This is a genomic window from Oceanisphaera profunda (assembly GCF_002157895.1).
Classification (GTDB): Bacteria; Pseudomonadota; Gammaproteobacteria; order Enterobacterales; family Aeromonadaceae; genus Oceanimonas; species Oceanimonas profunda.
Window position 1 is genome coordinate 2,059,052 of the sequence record NZ_CP021377.1, and the last position, 15,699, is coordinate 2,074,750.

Genomic DNA, 15,699 nt, shown 5'->3' on the forward strand with positions numbered 1-15,699 from the left:
ACATACTTTGATTTTATAGGTGCCTCCAGCATGTCAGAACAAGACAAGTCGACGACTCACTTCGGCTACAAAACGGTAGAAGCTAACGAAAAAGAGCAGATGGTGGCCAGTGTCTTTCATTCGGTGGCGGCTAAATACGACATCATGAACGATTTGATGTCCTTCGGTATTCATCGGCTATGGAAGCGTTTTACTATAGATTGTTCTGGGGTGCGCAAAGGACAAAAGGTGTTGGACTTAGCCGGTGGTACTGGCGATCTGACCGCGAAGTTTTCGCGCATTGTCGGCGAAACCGGCCAGGTGGTATTGGCGGATATCAATGACTCCATGCTTAAAGTGGGCCGCGATAAGCTCAGAAATAAAGGCTTGGGTAACAACATCTCTTATGTGCAAGCCAACGCCGAGGCACTGCCGTTTCCGGATAATCATTTCGACTTAATTACCATCGCCTTTGGTCTGCGCAACGTGACCGATAAAGATAAGGCACTTGCTTCTATGCAGCGGGTGTTAAAGCCCGGTGGCCGTTTGTTGGTATTGGAGTTTTCTAAACCGCAGCATGAAATCATGAATAAGCTTTATGACTTCTACTCTTTTAATATTTTACCGAAAGTCGGCAGTCTCGTGGCCCAAGACGGGGACAGCTATAAATACTTAGCTGAGTCTATTCGTATGCACCCCGACCAAGAAACCCTTAAAGGTATGATGGAGCAAGCGGGCCTTGAGCAGGTTGAGTACTTCAATCTTACCGACGGCATAGTAGCGCTGCATCGCGGGTTTAAATTCTGATGCGTTCTTTGTTACTTCCTTTATTGAATGGTGCATTAGAAACGGCCTTTAATCGTCTATTGCTCAATGATGCTGAGGGCATCAAGAAAGCGGCGCCATTACAAGGAAAAACCCTGCAGCTGACTATTACTGATGTAATGAGTCTGTACCTGTTGTTTTGTGATGATAAGCTGGTGGTGTTGCGACAGTTTGAAGGCTCGGTCGACAGTCATCTGAGTCTATCGCTCAATGCCTTAGGCTTACTAAAAGACAAAGGCTTGCTGATGCAATATATCCGCGATGGCCGTATTGATTTGCAGGGCGACCCTAGTTATTGGCAAGATTTTTCTGCGCTGCTTAAAACGCCGAATTTTGATATCGAAGCTTGGCTGGCTCCTTACGCGGGTGATGCCTTAGCCCATTTGGCTGTGCGACACTCCCGTGAGCTCACGCGTTCATTGCAGGTGAGAGGGCAAGCACTGGGTGCACATGTGGGTGATTATGTGCGGGAAGAAGCCCGCTTGGCCGTAGGGCCGCTGGAGTTAGCGGATTTTAGTGACCAAGTGAGTGAGCTACACCAGCAGAGCTTGAAGCTAGCAATGCGACTGGCGACCTTAACGGATAATATTAGGCATTCATGAAAAAGCTCCGTGAACTAGTACGACTCTATCAGATAGGCAAAACGCTGCTCGAATACGGGCTGGATGAATTGATCCCAGTGCGGTTACAAATTTGGCCGGCACGCATGGCGAGAAAAAGTATATTTTGGCTAAAGAATCGTCATCCGGATCTGTCTCGCGGGCAGCGTATTCGCTTAGCGTTTGAGCAGCTGGGGCCGGTTTTTATCAAGTTCGGTCAGATGTTGTCGACGCGCCGCGATCTATTACCGCCAGATATCGCCGAAGAGCTGGCATTATTGCAAGACCGAGTGCCGCCCTTTGATGGGGTGTTGGCGCAGCAACTGATTGAACATAGCCTTGGCGCGCCGATAGGCGAGCTGTTTGATGGCTTCGCCGTAATGCCGCTAGCGTCGGCGTCTATCGCTCAGGTACACACGGCCCGTTTGAAAACCGGTCAAGAAGTTGTGATCAAGGTGATACGACCGGATATAGAAAAAACCATTGCAGCCGATGTGAGCTTGATGCATACCTTGGCCAGCCTAGTGGCACGTTTTGCACCGGAGCGAACTCAGCGCCTGCAACCTGTAGCCGTGGTGGAGGAATACCGTAAGACGTTATTCGATGAGCTTAATCTATTGCGCGAAGCGGCCAATGCCATTCAATTGCGGCGTAACTTCGAAGGCTCAGGCACGCTCTATGTGCCAGAAATTTATTCTGACTATGGCCGTGAAAATGTGCTGGTGATGGAGCGAATTTACGGTATTCCAGTGTCAGATATAGCGGCATTGAAAGCGAACGGCACCAATATGAAGCTGTTGGCAGAGCGCGGGGTAGAGGTGTTTTTCACCCAAGTATTTCGTGACAGCTTCTTTCATGCGGATATGCATCCTGGCAATATTTTTGTCTCTTATGAACATCCGCAGGATCCCCAGTGGATTGGCATCGATTGCGGTATCGTCGGCACCCTTAATAAAGACGACAAACGCTATTTAGCCGATAATTTTCTGGCGTTCTTTAATCGCGATTATCGCAAAGTGGCTGAGTTACATGTGGAGTCGGGCTGGGTGCCGGCGGATACTAAAATAGAAGAATTTGAGTCGGCGATCCGCACCGTGTTGGAGCCCATATTTGAGAAGCCGCTGTCTGAGATCTCTTTTGGTCATGTGCTGTTAAATCTGTTTAATACCGCTCGTCGTTTTAATATGGCGGTGCAGCCACAGCTGGTGCTGTTACAGAAAACCCTGTTATATGTAGAGGGCGTAGGGCGACAGTTATATCCACAACTAGATTTATGGAAGACGGCAAAACCCTTCCTAGAAGAGTGGATGCAGCAACAAGTAGGCTATAAAGCGGTGATTAATGCTGTCAAAGAAAAGGCGCCTTTTTGGGCCGAAAAATTGCCCGAGTTGCCGGAGCTGATTTATGACGCACTTCGTCAAGCCAAGCTGCAGCAGCATCAAGTACAAGGTTTGTATAACCAGTTTGCCGTGCATGATAAAGCGCAGAGTAAAGGGCGCTTCTTGCTCGCCATGGGGGCAACTACCTTGCTGGCCAGTACTTTGTTGTTAGCCATGGACAAAAATCAGTGGGCAATGTTGGGTTTGGTGCTGACTTTAGTGGTTTGGCTACTGGGTTGGCGGAAAATAGCACGCTAATGTGATCGAGCATCAAGGTATTGTCATCAAGCTCGGTTATGATGTGGTTTTATTTTAGATAGGAAGTGAGTTATGGCGGGTATCAGTGTATGGCAGTTACTTATCGTAGTGTTAATCGTGGTGCTGTTGTTTGGCACTAAGAAATTACGCGGTTTAGGCGGCGATTTAGGCTCGGCGGTCAAAGGCTTTAAAAATGCCATGAGCGACGATGAAAAAAACGCGGCTAAAGACCAACAAGATGCGGACTTTGAGCAAGAAGCGCTGTTTGATAAAAAAGACCAAGCAGAACCGCTGACGCCAAAAGACCACGAGAAAACCAAAGATAATGATCGAGTATAAGCATGTTTGATATTGGTTTCTGGGAGCTGGTAGTGATCGCCGTGGTTGGACTCTTGGTGCTGGGCCCCGAGCGATTGCCGGTGGCTATCAGAACCGTGTCACGCTTGTTTAAAACGGTGCGCGATACCGCCAATGCGGTGAAGACAGAGCTAAGCCAAGAGTTGCGTATGGAAGAGCTGCATCGGGATCTGAAAAAAGCCGAGCAGCTCGACATTAAGCATTTAAGCCCTGAGCTGAAAGAGTCCGTTGATCAGCTCAGAGAAGCCGCCGCGTCTGTTACGCGCCCTTACGAAAAGAAGGCACTGCCTAAAGCAGACCAACCAGCGGCCAGCGTTGTTCAAGAGCAAAAGTCAGAACCAGAGCTAAACCAACAAGAGCAAATTCAAAAACAAGTTCAAGAGCCGCAGCAAGTACCAGACGACTCAGCTTTATCACCTCCGGCTTCGCAGGATAAATCTTAAATGAATCAGATACATCAGCCCTTGTTCAGCCATTTAGTGGAGCTGAGAGGACGGATTTTGCGCGCCTTCGCCGCTGTGTTGCTGGTGTTTTTGGCTTTGGTGTATTTCGCTAACGATATTTACACCATCTTAGCCGAGCCCTTGCTGCGTCAATTACCCGAGGGCGGCACCATGATAGCCACTGGGGTGGCGACGCCGTTTTTAACGCCGATGAAGCTCACCCTTATCGTGTCCTTCTTTCTCGCCATTCCTTATGTGTTATATCAAGTGTGGGCGTTTATCGCGCCTGGGCTGTATAAACATGAAAAGCGCCTGATTACGCCGTTAGTGTTCTCCAGTGCCTTGCTTTTTTATGCGGGCGCGGCCTTTGCCTACTTTGTGGTGTTTCCATTAGCTTTTGGCTTCTTTACCAAGATGGCGCCAGAAGGCGTGACCATAGCGACCGACATCGCCAGTTATTTGGACTTTGTACTGGGATTGTTTATCGCCTTTGGTATCGCCTTTGAAATCCCGATAGCCACTATCGTGATCTGCTGGACTGGGATGATGACCCCTAAAGAGCTGGCCAAGAAACGCCCTTATGTGATTGTGATCGTATTTTTGGTGGGTATGCTGCTCACACCTCCGGATGTGATTTCGCAAACTCTGTTGGCAATTCCGATGTGGTTGCTGTTTGAAGTGGGCGTATTTTTCGCGCGCTTCTACGTGCGCCGTCCGGAAGATGAAGAAGAGCAGGACTCAGCTTCATGATTGATATTGGCGTTAACTTAACCGACCGTCAGTTTGATGAAGACCGAGACCAAGTAATAGCGCGAGCTAAAACGGCGGACGTGTCGGCGCTGATCCTAACCGGCACTAACTTGGCCGCTAGCCAGGTCGCCGCCGACTATGCAGCCAGTCAGCCCGGCTTTTGTTATGCCACTGCCGGTATTCATCCCCACGATGCCAAAAGCTTTAACGCACAGAGCCTGAGTGCGTTACGCGCCTTGGCTCTACGTACAGAAGTGGTTGCCATCGGTGAGTGTGGCTTAGATTTTAACCGCGATTTTTCACCACGCCCTCAGCAAGAAGCCGTATTTGAGGCGCAATTGGCCTTAGCCGCCGAGCTACAATTGCCAGTCTTTATGCACTGTCGCGATGCCCATCAGCGTTTTATGGATATCTTAACTCCGTGGCGTGAAAAGTTGCCAGCGGCGGTGCTGCATTGTTTTACCGGTAGTGAAGATGAGCTTAAAGATTGCCTCGCACTCAATTTACACATCGGCATCACCGGCTGGATTTGCGATGAGCGCCGGGGCCAAGAGTTGCAACAGCTAGTGTCGTTAATTCCAGCCAATCGCTTGATGATAGAAACAGATAGCCCTTATCTGTTACCGCGAGATTTAACGGTGAAGCCGAAGAGCCGACGCAATGAGCCGGCATATCTTGGTCACATCGCCCACCGTATTGCCGCCTGTCGGGGCGAAAATCCCGACCAGCTGATTGCCGAGACTTCGGCGACCAGTCGTGCCTTTTTCCGTATTTAGTTCTTTGCTAGGAGCAGTCATGACTCAACAGATATTTGGTAATTTTCAATCCCGTCGTTTACGTCGCACCCGTAATCAAGACTTTAGCCGTCGCTTGGTGCGCGAAAACACCCTGACCGTGGATGACCTGATTTATCCGGTATTTGTATTGCCGGGCGTAGGCCGTCGCGAAGCGGTGGAGTCAATGCCAGGCATTGATCGCTTATCGATTGATTTACTGCTCATTGAAGCCGGTGAATTGGTGAAGTTAGGCGTACCTTTGATTGCCTTATTCCCGGTAGTGGATGCCAGCCAGAAAACCTTAATGGCAGAAGAAGCTTACAATCCTCAAGGCTTGGCTCAAGAAGCCGTGCGTGCCCTCAAAGCCGCCTATCCCACGCTTGGTGTAATGACAGACGTGGCCTTAGATCCGTTTACGGTACATGGCCAAGACGGCATCTTGGATGACAACGCGTATGTGCTGAACGATATCACCACCGAGGTATTGGTGAAGCAGGCGTTAAGCCAAGCGGAGGCCGGTGCTGATATTGTGGCCCCCTCTGACATGATGGATGGCCGTATCGGTGCTATTCGACAAGCGTTAGAAGCCGCGGGTTTTATTAACACCCAGATCATGGCTTATTCTGCTAAATATGCCTCTAACTATTACGGCCCATTTAGGGACGCGGTCGGCTCGGCGGCGAATTTGAAAGGTGCGAATAAGTCGACCTATCAAATGGATCCGGCCAACAGTGACGAAGCATTACAAGAAGTGGCCTTCGATATCGAAGAAGGTGCGGATAGCGTAATGGTCAAACCCGGCATGCCGTATTTAGATGTGGTACGCCGCGTAAAAGACCAGTTTGGTGTGCCGACTTTTGCTTATCAGGTGAGTGGCGAATACGCCATGCACATGGCGGCTATTCAAAACGGCTGGTTGAAAGAGCGTGAAACCGTACTGGAATCGTTGATGTGCTTTAAGCGTGCCGGTGCCGACGGTATTCTCACTTACTTCGCTAAGCGCGTCGCCACCTGGCTTAAAGAAGAGCAGCTGGCTAAATACGCAGATAAAAAGCCTGCTGATAAAGAATAATTAATCTGCATGTTTGAAACGATAAAGGCGCCGCAAGGCGCCTTTTTTCAAAACAAAACCATTTTTGCCACGGAATACACGGAAAGCCACGGAAGTAGAGCAAAAGAACAAGAGCGAAACAGATACTTTTTCTAAGGTCTATCCAATAGAACCGTCTTGTTCCCTAGTGTTTTGTCCGTGTTCTTCCGTGTATTCCGTGGCGAGAAAGTCTTTAGTCTCTTAAGTTCAGTTTTGCCCCTTCACTCTTCGCCATCTCTTCAATCACCAACGGCCAACCCAACTCGGTTTGGCGCTGTGCCTCTTGCTGCAGTTCACTGGCGCGCAGATGGTGGGTTTGGCTCCAGTTGGCCGGTAGCGTCAGCGTGAGCTGTGAACCTTGCGCACTAATCTGAAACTCCGGCACGGTACCGCGAGTGCGGCGCAGGCAGAGAATAATACTGATGCGTAGCAAACGAGCCAGTAAGATAGCCTGCTCGGTGTCGATGGCGCTTTGCAGCTCGAGCGCTGCTAGCTGAAAATCATCGCGCTGATTAAGCAATAAGGCCGCTAATAGCTGCTTTTGTGCGGCGGTAAAACCTGGCAGGTCGATGTGACTAATAATATAAGCCGCGTGCTCAGGAGCGCGCTTATATTCGATGCACAAACCCAGCTCATACAAGAGTGCCGCCCAGCCTAACATGGCGCTGTCTAGTTCTAATTCTAGCTCTAGCGTCTGGTCGACTGTCCGCAGTTCTGCTTTTTTTTGCACGGCTTTTTGTTGATTAATAAGCTGACTCAAGGCATTGAGTGCGGTGTTGCGCACCCGCTCGGCTTGGGTGCGATCCAGCTGATAACGACTGATCAGGCTATCCGCGCTGCGCTCACGAGCATCGCAGTCTTGGCGTTGGCCTAACATGCCGTACATCAAGCCCTCGCGCAGTGCGCCACCGGCCAGCACCATGTCGTCGATGGCCAACATATCAAACAAGGCAATCAGGATGGCTAAACCAGAAGGGAACACGCTGACGCGGTCGGCCTGTAGGCCGGGCAGGTTTAGCGTATCTAGCCGCTGGCAAGCGATAGCATCTTGTTTAAGTGCTTGTAACTTAGCTAAGGTAATACGCTCGTCAGCACCTTGGCTGATCATAATTTCTTGAATGGCTTGTATGGTGCCAGAAGCGCCAATGCAGCCTTGCCAGCCAAGTTTGAGATAAGCACCAGCCACAGGTGTCAGCACTTGGCGTGCCGCCGCTATGGCCCGTTCAAAGTTGCTTTGTGATAGTAAGCCATCGGCAAAGTAGCGTCTTAGCCAAGTGACACAGCCCATATCTAAGCTGTTCAGCAGCAATGCCGAGGTGGCTTCACCGATCACTAACTCGGTACTGGCGCCGCCAATATCGATGGCGAGGCGGCGGCCGGTGCCCGACGAGGTCCAAGCCACACCTTCATAAATGAGTGCCGCCTCTTCTTCGCCGGAAATAACGCGGATCGGATGGCCCAATATGACTTGGGCTTGCTCTAAGAAAACATTGATATTGCGGGCGATGCGCAAGGTTGCAGTGCCAACAATACGAATATGGTTGGCAGGAATATCTTGCAGTTGTTCGGCGAATAACTGCAAACAATCCCAGCCTCTTTGCATGGCGGCATCATCGAGATTACCGTCTTCTTGTAAGCCGGCAGCCAAGCGTACCTTGCGCTTAATTTTAGCCAAGGTACGGCTGGCTCCTGCCACCTCATGCACCACCAGCATATGAAAGCTGTTTGAGCCTAAATCGATGGCGGCGTATAGAGCGTTATTCTTTACAGCATTAGTCACACCAGTGCTCACACCATTACTCCTGGTTAGCTACGACGACGATATGGCGTACTGGGGCGGCGTTGACCGTCGTGGGGTTTGCGAGTTGAGTGCGCCCTATGATGATGAATACGCTCGGGCGGCGTCACATCATCAAGCAAGGCTGCTTTATCGTAATCCGTGACCGGAATACTGTGCTCTATATAGGTTTCTATGGCCGGTAAATTAAACACATATTCTTCACAGGCAAAGCTGATAGAGCAACCACTGGCACCGGCTCGACCGGTACGACCAATGCGATGCACATAGTCTTCTGCGTCATCGGGCAAGTCGTAGTTAAAGACATGGCTGACATTGGGAATATGCAAGCCGCGCGCTGCCACATCGGTGGCCACTAGAATATCCAGAGCACCACTGGTGAAGTCTTCTAAAATGGCGGTGCGCTTTCTTTGTGGTACGTCCCCAGTTAATAAACCGACTCTGTGACCGTCTGCTGCTAACCAGCCATGGACTTTTTCACAGCTATGTTTGGTGTTAGCAAACACGATGGCTTTCTCTGGCCATTCGCTTTCCACCAAGGTCAGCAGCAGTAATAGCTTGTCTTCTTGGGCGGGATAAAATAGCTCTTCTTTAATGTGCAGACCTGTTTTTTGCTCAGGCTCAATAGTGACTTGCTCTGGGCTATTCATATGTTCGTAGGCCAGCTCTTGCACTCGTAGTGAAAGCGTGGCCGAAAACAGCATATTCACCCGCTGGTTCGGCTGCGGCATGCGGCGGAATAAAAAGCGGATATCTTTGATAAAACCCAAATCAAACATGCGGTCTGCTTCGTCGAGTACCACTACTTGAATGGCGCCCATGTCGATCACTTGTTTCTTCAAGAAGTCGATAATACGACCCGTGGTACCGATTAAAATATCGACGCCCGCGTTAAGTACTTCGGTTTGTTCTTCATAGCCTTCGCCGCCATAGGCCAAGCCTAATTTTAAGCCGGTGCTGGCACTGAGGGTGTCCGCGTCATTATGGATTTGCACCGCCAGCTCTCGGGTCGGCGCCATAATAATGGCCCTAGGCTGGTTGAGTTGGCGATGTTCAGGCGCGGGCGTGGTTAAGAGGTGATTAAAAGTGGCGGCGAGAAAGGCAATGGTTTTACCCGTGCCCGTTTGGGCTTGTCCCGCAATATCTTTGCCAGCAATTAAATGGGGTAACGACAACGCCTGTATCGGCGTGCAGTTGTGAAATCCTTTTGCGTCCAATCCGGTGACAACTTGAGGTTGTAGACCCAATTGGGCAAATTTTACGTCAGTTAAGTGTGTTTTGCTCATAACGTTCAGAATATCAGGTTAGGCTTGCAATAATAAACAGGATCGTTTGGAATAGACCAACTAAATTCAACATAGTCTCAACATTTACTGTTGAGTGATAAAAAAAACTAACGGGAGTTGGAGATGAGTGACAAAATTGTGCAGCTGACCGATGCCAGCTTCGAAGCAGACGTGCTAAAAGCGAGTGGTCCCGTATTAGTCGATTTCTGGGCTGAATGGTGTGGTCCTTGTAAAATGATCGCCCCAATTTTGGCTGAAGTGGCCGAAGAGTATGAAGGCAAAGTGACCATCGGCAAATTGAACATCGACCAAAACGCCGATACGCCGCCTAAGTTCGGTATTCGTGGTATTCCTACTTTGTTATTGTTTAAAAACGGCGAAATAGCAGCGACCAAAGTGGGCGCGCTGTCTAAGTCTCAGTTAAAAGAATTCTTAGACGCTAACCTGTAATAGCGAAATTGAACAAGGGGTGCGCAAAGCACCCCTTGTTGTTTTTATAGACTGCCGGTCTTTTTAGTGCTAATTTGTTGATCGTTTGCTAACCTACATTTGTGCCAACTTAACGGCCCTGCATTTTTAAGTCTCATCTCAGCAGACTTTTTTCCACTATTTTACATATCCTGGTTGATAGAAACCCACCACTATGAATCTGACTGAACTCAAGAATACCCCCGTCTCTGAGCTAGTAAAGCTTGGCGAGACCATGGGCTTGGAAAACCTCGCCCGCTTACGCAAGCAAGACATCATTTTCGCAATCCTAAAGGCGCATGCCAAAGGTGGCGCGGATATCTTCGGTCATGGCGTACTGGAAATATTACAAGATGGCTTTGGCTTTTTGCGCAGTGCCGACTCTTCTTATTTGGCCGGACCCGACGATATCTATGTCTCTCCCAGTCAGATCCGTCGTTTCAACTTGCGCACTGGCGACACCATAGCCGGTAAAATACGACCACCTAAAGAAGGTGAGCGTTATTTCGCGCTGCTAAAAATTAACGAAGTTAACTACGACCGCCCCGAGAACGCCCGCAACAAGATCTTGTTTGAAAACTTAACGCCATTACATGCGGACGAACGCATGAGAATGGAGCGCGGCAACGGCTCTACCGAAGACATTACCGCTCGCGTACTCGATTTGGCCTCGCCCATCGGTAAAGGTCAGCGTGGCCTAATAGTGGCGCCGCCTAAAGCCGGTAAAACCATGCTGCTGCAAAACATCGCACAAAGCATCGCTTACAATCATCCAGAATGTGTATTGATCGTGTTATTGATTGATGAGCGTCCGGAAGAAGTGACCGAGATGCAACGCATGGTGAAAGGCGAAGTGATTGCTTCTACCTTTGATGAGCCAGCACAGCGTCACGTACAAGTGGCGGATATGGTTATCGAAAAAGCCAAGCGCTTGGTTGAACACAAGAAAGACGTGGTGATTTTACTCGACTCCATTACTCGTCTGGCGCGCGCTTACAACACGGTAGTGCCGTCTTCTGGCAAGGTGTTGACCGGTGGTTTGGATGCTAACGCTCTGCACCGCCCGAAGCGTTTCTTTGGTGCGGCGCGTAATGTAGAAGAGGGCGGCAGCCTGACCATCATTGCGACCGCGTTAGTTGATACCGGCTCTAAGATGGATGAAGTTATCTACGAAGAGTTTAAAGGTACCGGTAACATGGAGCTGCACTTGTCGCGCAAAATTGCCGAGAAGCGCGTGTATCCTGCCATCGACATTACGCGCTCAGGCACCCGTCGCGAAGAGTTACTCACCACGCCCGATGAGCTGCAGAAGATGTGGATCTTGCGCAAAATCGTGCACCCCATGGGTGAGAGCGATGCGGTCGAGTTCTTGATCGATAAGTTGGCCATGACCAAAACCAACGATGAATTCTTTGATGCCATGAAACGCCAGCAAAAATAAGCGTTGATTGTTAAAAAAACCGCGGCCTGTCCGCGGTTTTTTATTGCCGACAGAGTAGAGATGAATCGGGTATAATCTTAATCCTTTGTCGATGCTCTTGGAATAAACCTATGAAATATAAGGACTTGCGCGACTTTATTGCGCAGCTCGAAGCTCAGGGCGAACTCAAGCGTATCCAGCAGGAAATCGATCCTTATCTGGAAATGACTGAAATTTGTGATCGTACGCTCAAGGCGGGCGGTCCGGCTTTGTTGTTTGAAAATCCCAAAGGCTTCGATATGCCAGTATTAGGCAACTTGTTTGGCACTCCCAAACGCGTTGCCATGGGCATGGGCCAAGAAGATGTGGGGGCTTTGCGTGAAGTAGGCCGTTGGTTGTCGTATTTAAAAGAGCCAGAGCCACCCAAAGGCTTGAAAGAGCTGATGGAAAAGCTGCCCATCTTCAAGCAAGTACTCAATATGCCGACCAAACGGTTGAAGAAAGCGCCGTGCCAAGAAGTGATCTTCGAGGGCGATCAAGTGGATCTTACCCAATTACCGATCCAGCATTGCTGGCCCGGCGATGTGGCGCCCTTGATCACCTGGGGTTTAACCATTACTCGTGGCCCCTATAAAAAACGACAAAATCTGGGTATTTATCGCCAGCAATTATTAGGTAAGAATAAAGTTATTATGCGCTGGCTTAGCCATCGCGGCGGTGCGCTGGACTTTCGTGAATGGCAAGAAGCCAATCCGGGGCAGCCATATCCGGTCGCGGTCGCGTTAGGCGCGGATCCGGCCACCATTCTCGGTGCCGTCACACCAGTGCCGGATACGCTGTCAGAATATGCCTTTGCGGGTCTTTTGCGAGGTAGCCGTACCGAAGTGGTAAAGTGCATCGGCAGTGATTTAGAAGTGCCGGCCAGTGCTGAAATCGTCTTGGAAGGCTTTATTTATCCCGATGAAATGGCGCCCGAAGGGCCCTATGGCGATCACACCGGTTATTACAACGAAGTGGATGAGTTTCCGGTGTTTACCGTGGAGCGCATTACCCGTCGCCACGATGCTATTTACCATTCCACCTATACGGGTCGGCCACCGGATGAACCGGCGATTTTGGGCGTGGCACTCAATGAAGTGTTTGTGCCGATCCTGCAAAAGCAGTTTCCAGAAATCGTCGACTTCTATTTGCCGCCTGAAGGCTGTTCATATCGGATGGCGGTGGTGACCATTAAAAAGCGCTATCCGGGTCATGCCAAAAGTGTCATGCTCGGCGTGTGGTCGTATTTACGCCAATTTATGTACACCAAATTTGTTATCGTCTGTGACGATGATATTAATGCCAGAGACTGGAACGATGTGATTTGGGCCATTACCACGCGAATGGATCCGTCGCGCGATACCACTCTGATCGAACATACTCCTATCGATTACTTAGACTTTGCTTCGCCGGTGTCCGGTCTTGGCTCAAAAATGGGCATGGACGCTACCAATAAATGGCCGGGTGAAACCGACCGTGAATGGGGCGTGCCAATAGAGATGCCAATGGCAGTAAAACAAAAAGTAGATAGCTTATGGGACGAGCTGGGGATCTTCGATTCCAGTATTAAATAGAGTGAACTCAAAGGATAGTCATGCAGAAAGTAACATGTAGTGTAGAAGCCCTAGAAGAGATGGCCGATACCCTGTGGTATGTGCGCTTAAAACCAGAAGTTCCTGTGGATTTTCTTCCTGGCCAATACTTATTGGTGGTGATGGCAGAGGATGATAAACGTCCGTTTTCTATCGCCAATACCATGAATGACGAAGGTCTGCTGGAGCTGCACATAGGTGCGACTCCCGACAACACCTATGCCATGCAAGTGCTCAAGCGCATGCAAGACCAAGGCAGAATCGACGTGCAGTTGCCGGCCGGTAAGGCGCATTTACGTGCCGAGTCCACACATCCAGTGATCTTGATGGCCGGTGGCACGGGCTTTTCCTATACCCGCTCTATCTTGCAGCAGATGATCGCCGATGGCCTGCGCCAACCGGTATTTTTATACTGGGGTGTGCGTTTTGCTGAGCATTTATATGCGGATCAAGAAATGAAAGCCTGGGTAGCCGCGCATCCACAGCTCACCTACATTCCGGTGGTTCAAAACGGTGATGAGCAGTGGCAAGGACGCACCGGCTTAGTGCACGATGCCATTATGGAAGACTTCCCGAGCTTGCATGACTACGATGTTTACGTGGCGGGTCGCTTTGAAATGGCAGGCGTAGCACGTGAAGCCTTTAAAGAAAAAGGCGTGGTGACTGAGCAGTTGTTTGGCGATGCTTTTGAATTTATTTAAGGCTTAGCTAAATAGCGCTAATACTTAGCGCAGCAAAAAATAAGCCAGTACCGATTAATGCGGTACTGGCTTATTTGTTTTCAGTGGTCTGCACCATGGCAGCCAAATTGAGCGTTGCTATGGCATCCATCGCCAGCTCAAAGCGACCTTGCTGACACAAACACAGCATGCCGCCTTCCTCATAAGCTGCCAAGGCAGCTTGCAAACATGCCGCTCTCACTTGTTCGGCTAAGGCTAATTCAGTCTTGTTGTTTATCATCTACTGCTTGGCCAGCGGTTAATTGCTGCTCCAGCAGCGTCAGTTTTGCTTCCATGTCGTTGAGTTTCTCACGGGTGCGCAGCAATACTTTAGTTTGTACGTCAAACTCTTCGCGGGTCACCATGTCCAGTTTGCCCAATTGCGCTTGCAGCACACTGCGAATGCGTTTTTCTGCTTCTTCGCCCATGTTTTTAATGCCGCTGGGCAAGTTGTTTTGGATCTGGCGGGCGATGTCTTCTAATTTTTTAGGGTCTAACATGATGATCTCCTTAGGCTATGAGGGCATTTTAGCCTTAATTAGACGGCGGCGTCAGGTTGGAAAGTCATTTTGCAGAAAACATGTGAAGCGTAAAGTGTAAAGGGGAGAGGATAAAGACCGACCGCGTATTTTGTAGGGTCGAATTTATTCGACCAAAAACGACTTGGTCTATTATGTCGGTCTCTTTACCCTTCACCCTTTACTCATCACAGTACTTAAACCGGTTCTAATGCCGTTTGTTGGAACGCCTGAATCAGCGGGTCGTCGAGGCGTTTCTTCAATAAACACACGCCCACTTCTATAGACTTGAGCGCTGGGCTTGCCGATAAAATTCGAACTTTGTCTCCCATGGGGCTGTGATCGATAACCACTCTGGGCACCACACCGATGCCAAACCCCAGTGCCACCATACCGATTATGGCCTCGTTACCGGCGACTTCCGCATAAATATTGGGGTTGATGCCCTTACTCTTAAACCACTGATTGGCGCGTTTTCTGGCTACGCCTTGCTCCGAAACAATCACCGGTAAGGTGCGCCAATCCAGTGGCTTTTGCTCCAGCAATTCGCTGATGGGCCCAGTAGTAGTGGGCGCGATAAATACCATGGGCACGGTTTGCAGGTTAATAAAATGCACCTTGGCTGGTAGCGCATCGGGGCGTGCGGCGATAGCCAGCTCACTTTCATCATCCAGTATTTTATCGATAGCCAGCGCCGGATCGCCGGTTTCAAGGCGAATTTCAAGGCGCGGATAACGGATGCGAAAGCGCTCTAAGATGCCGGGCAATAAAAAATAGCTGGCAGTCACCGAGCAATAAACTCTTAGTCTACCTTGCAAGCTATCGTCCCCATGTTTGAGCTCTTGTTTTAGCAGTTGCCACTCACTGAGCCAGCCCTGTGCAAATTGCTGTAAGCGGTGACCGGCGGGTGTGAGTGACACGGTGCGGTTATCACGGATAAATAGCGCACTGCCGGTATCTTGCTCAAGGCGCTGAATGGCACGGCTCAAGGTAGAGGGGCTGACTGCCATGGCATCAGCGGTATGGCCAAAGTGCAAACTCTGGCTTAAATGTACAAAGAGCTCTAAATGGCGAAAGTCCACGGCGCTTTCCTAAAAAATAAAAGATAAAAATATTTCTGCCACGGAACCCACGGAAGAACACGGAACAATCAAGCTAAGATAAAATCGAAAAAGGATCTTATTAATAAAACCTAAGCTATAAGCTCAGCGATTTTTAACCTAGCTGTATTTCAGATTTGATCACTATTTTTCTGTGGGTTCCGTGTTCTTCCGTTGCAGAGTCGCTTTAGGTTTAGGCGTTTGAACTTATCTTGTCCGCCTCACGCCTCACGTTGCAAAAAGTGCAACACTCTGTTTCGAATATATCATTTTAAGCAATGATAAGACTGAGGTATAGTAGTT

At 49.6% G+C, this 15,699-nt stretch carries 17 protein-coding genes; 12 read left to right on the forward strand and 5 right to left on the reverse strand.

Annotated features, from left to right (window positions below; all coding sequences use genetic code 11):
• Positions 1–30 precede the first annotated feature (30 nt).
• From ubiE to hemB, 8 genes are all read left to right on the forward strand, one after another.
• Positions 31–786, forward strand: coding sequence for a bifunctional demethylmenaquinone methyltransferase/2-methoxy-6-polyprenyl-1,4-benzoquinol methylase UbiE (ubiE, locus tag CBP31_RS08985; protein WP_087036495.1), 756 nt, complete (start codon positions 31–33; stop codon positions 784–786).
• Positions 786–1,406, forward strand: a complete 621-nt coding sequence (locus CBP31_RS08990) for a ubiquinone biosynthesis accessory factor UbiJ (protein ID WP_087036497.1) — start codon at positions 786–788, stop codon at positions 1,404–1,406. The genes ubiE and CBP31_RS08990 overlap by 1 nt, the downstream gene beginning before the upstream one ends.
• Entirely contained in the window at positions 1,403–3,040 is a 1,638-nt protein-coding gene (ubiB, locus tag CBP31_RS08995; protein WP_087036499.1) for a ubiquinone biosynthesis regulatory protein kinase UbiB, read from the forward strand. Before CBP31_RS08990 ends, ubiB begins: the two co-directional genes overlap by 4 nt.
• A gap of 72 nt (positions 3,041–3,112) precedes the next feature.
• Positions 3,113–3,379 (forward strand): Sec-independent protein translocase subunit TatA, encoded by a 267-nt coding sequence (gene tatA / locus CBP31_RS09000; protein WP_087036501.1) that lies wholly within the window; start codon positions 3,113–3,115, stop codon positions 3,377–3,379.
• A 2-nt stretch (positions 3,380–3,381) separates the two neighbouring features.
• Positions 3,382–3,840: a Sec-independent protein translocase protein TatB gene (tatB, locus tag CBP31_RS09005; RefSeq protein ID WP_087036503.1), complete on the forward strand. Its 459-nt coding sequence runs from the start codon at positions 3,382–3,384 to the stop codon at positions 3,838–3,840.
• Positions 3,841–4,590, forward strand: coding sequence for a twin-arginine translocase subunit TatC (gene tatC, locus CBP31_RS09010; protein ID WP_087036505.1), 750 nt, complete (start codon positions 3,841–3,843; stop codon positions 4,588–4,590).
• A complete protein-coding gene (gene tatD / locus CBP31_RS09015) occupies positions 4,587–5,366 on the forward strand; it encodes a 3'-5' ssDNA/RNA exonuclease TatD (protein WP_087036507.1) in 780 nt (259 codons plus the stop codon). Before tatC ends, tatD begins: the two co-directional genes overlap by 4 nt.
• A 19-nt stretch (positions 5,367–5,385) precedes the next feature.
• On the forward strand, positions 5,386–6,438 hold the full coding sequence (gene hemB, locus CBP31_RS09020; RefSeq protein ID WP_087036509.1) for a porphobilinogen synthase: 1,053 nt from the start codon (positions 5,386–5,388) through the stop codon (positions 6,436–6,438).
• A 211-nt stretch (positions 6,439–6,649) separates the two neighbouring features.
• On the opposite strand, the gene gppA is transcribed toward hemB, so the two are convergent.
• The gene (gene gppA / locus CBP31_RS09025) at positions 6,650–8,170 is read right to left on the reverse strand and encodes a guanosine-5'-triphosphate,3'-diphosphate diphosphatase (protein WP_407668796.1); all 1,521 of its coding nucleotides are present in this window, start codon (positions 8,168–8,170) and stop codon (positions 6,650–6,652) included.
• 92 nt (positions 8,171–8,262) lie between these two features.
• On the reverse strand, positions 8,263–9,540 hold the full coding sequence (rhlB, locus tag CBP31_RS09030; RefSeq protein WP_087036511.1) for an ATP-dependent RNA helicase RhlB: 1,278 nt from the start codon (positions 9,538–9,540) through the stop codon (positions 8,263–8,265).
• Between the two features lie 123 nt (positions 9,541–9,663).
• Here rhlB and trxA point away from each other — a divergent pair, with 123 nt between their 5' ends.
• The 4 genes from trxA to fre all read left to right on the forward strand — a co-directional run bounded on the left by trxA (position 9,664) and on the right by fre (position 13,760).
• Complete coding sequence (gene trxA, locus CBP31_RS09035) at positions 9,664–9,990, forward strand: thioredoxin TrxA (RefSeq protein WP_087036513.1); 327 nt, start codon at positions 9,664–9,666, stop codon at positions 9,988–9,990.
• Between the two features lie 193 nt (positions 9,991–10,183).
• On the forward strand, positions 10,184–11,449 hold the full coding sequence (rho, locus tag CBP31_RS09040; RefSeq protein WP_087036515.1) for a transcription termination factor Rho: 1,266 nt from the start codon (positions 10,184–10,186) through the stop codon (positions 11,447–11,449).
• A gap of 110 nt (positions 11,450–11,559) precedes the next feature.
• On the forward strand, positions 11,560–13,041 hold the full coding sequence (gene ubiD, locus CBP31_RS09045) for a 4-hydroxy-3-polyprenylbenzoate decarboxylase (protein ID WP_087036517.1): 1,482 nt from the start codon (positions 11,560–11,562) through the stop codon (positions 13,039–13,041).
• A gap of 20 nt (positions 13,042–13,061) precedes the next feature.
• Positions 13,062–13,760, forward strand: a complete 699-nt coding sequence (gene fre / locus CBP31_RS09050) for an NAD(P)H-flavin reductase (protein ID WP_087036519.1) — start codon at positions 13,062–13,064, stop codon at positions 13,758–13,760.
• Positions 13,761–13,830: 70 nt separating this feature from the next.
• Here fre and CBP31_RS09055 read toward each other — a convergent pair whose 3' ends face one another.
• The 3 genes from CBP31_RS09055 to ilvY form a co-directional block, all read right to left on the reverse strand.
• Positions 13,831–14,019 (reverse strand): hypothetical protein, encoded by a 189-nt coding sequence (locus CBP31_RS09055; RefSeq protein WP_087036521.1) that lies wholly within the window; start codon positions 14,017–14,019, stop codon positions 13,831–13,833.
• Complete coding sequence (ubiK, locus tag CBP31_RS09060; RefSeq protein WP_087036523.1) at positions 14,000–14,278, reverse strand: ubiquinone biosynthesis accessory factor UbiK; 279 nt, start codon at positions 14,276–14,278, stop codon at positions 14,000–14,002. The genes CBP31_RS09055 and ubiK overlap by 20 nt, the downstream gene beginning before the upstream one ends.
• Before the next feature lie 215 nt (positions 14,279–14,493).
• Positions 14,494–15,378: an HTH-type transcriptional activator IlvY gene (gene ilvY / locus CBP31_RS09065; RefSeq protein WP_087036525.1), complete on the reverse strand. Its 885-nt coding sequence runs from the start codon at positions 15,376–15,378 to the stop codon at positions 14,494–14,496.
• Positions 15,379–15,699 lie beyond the last annotated feature (321 nt).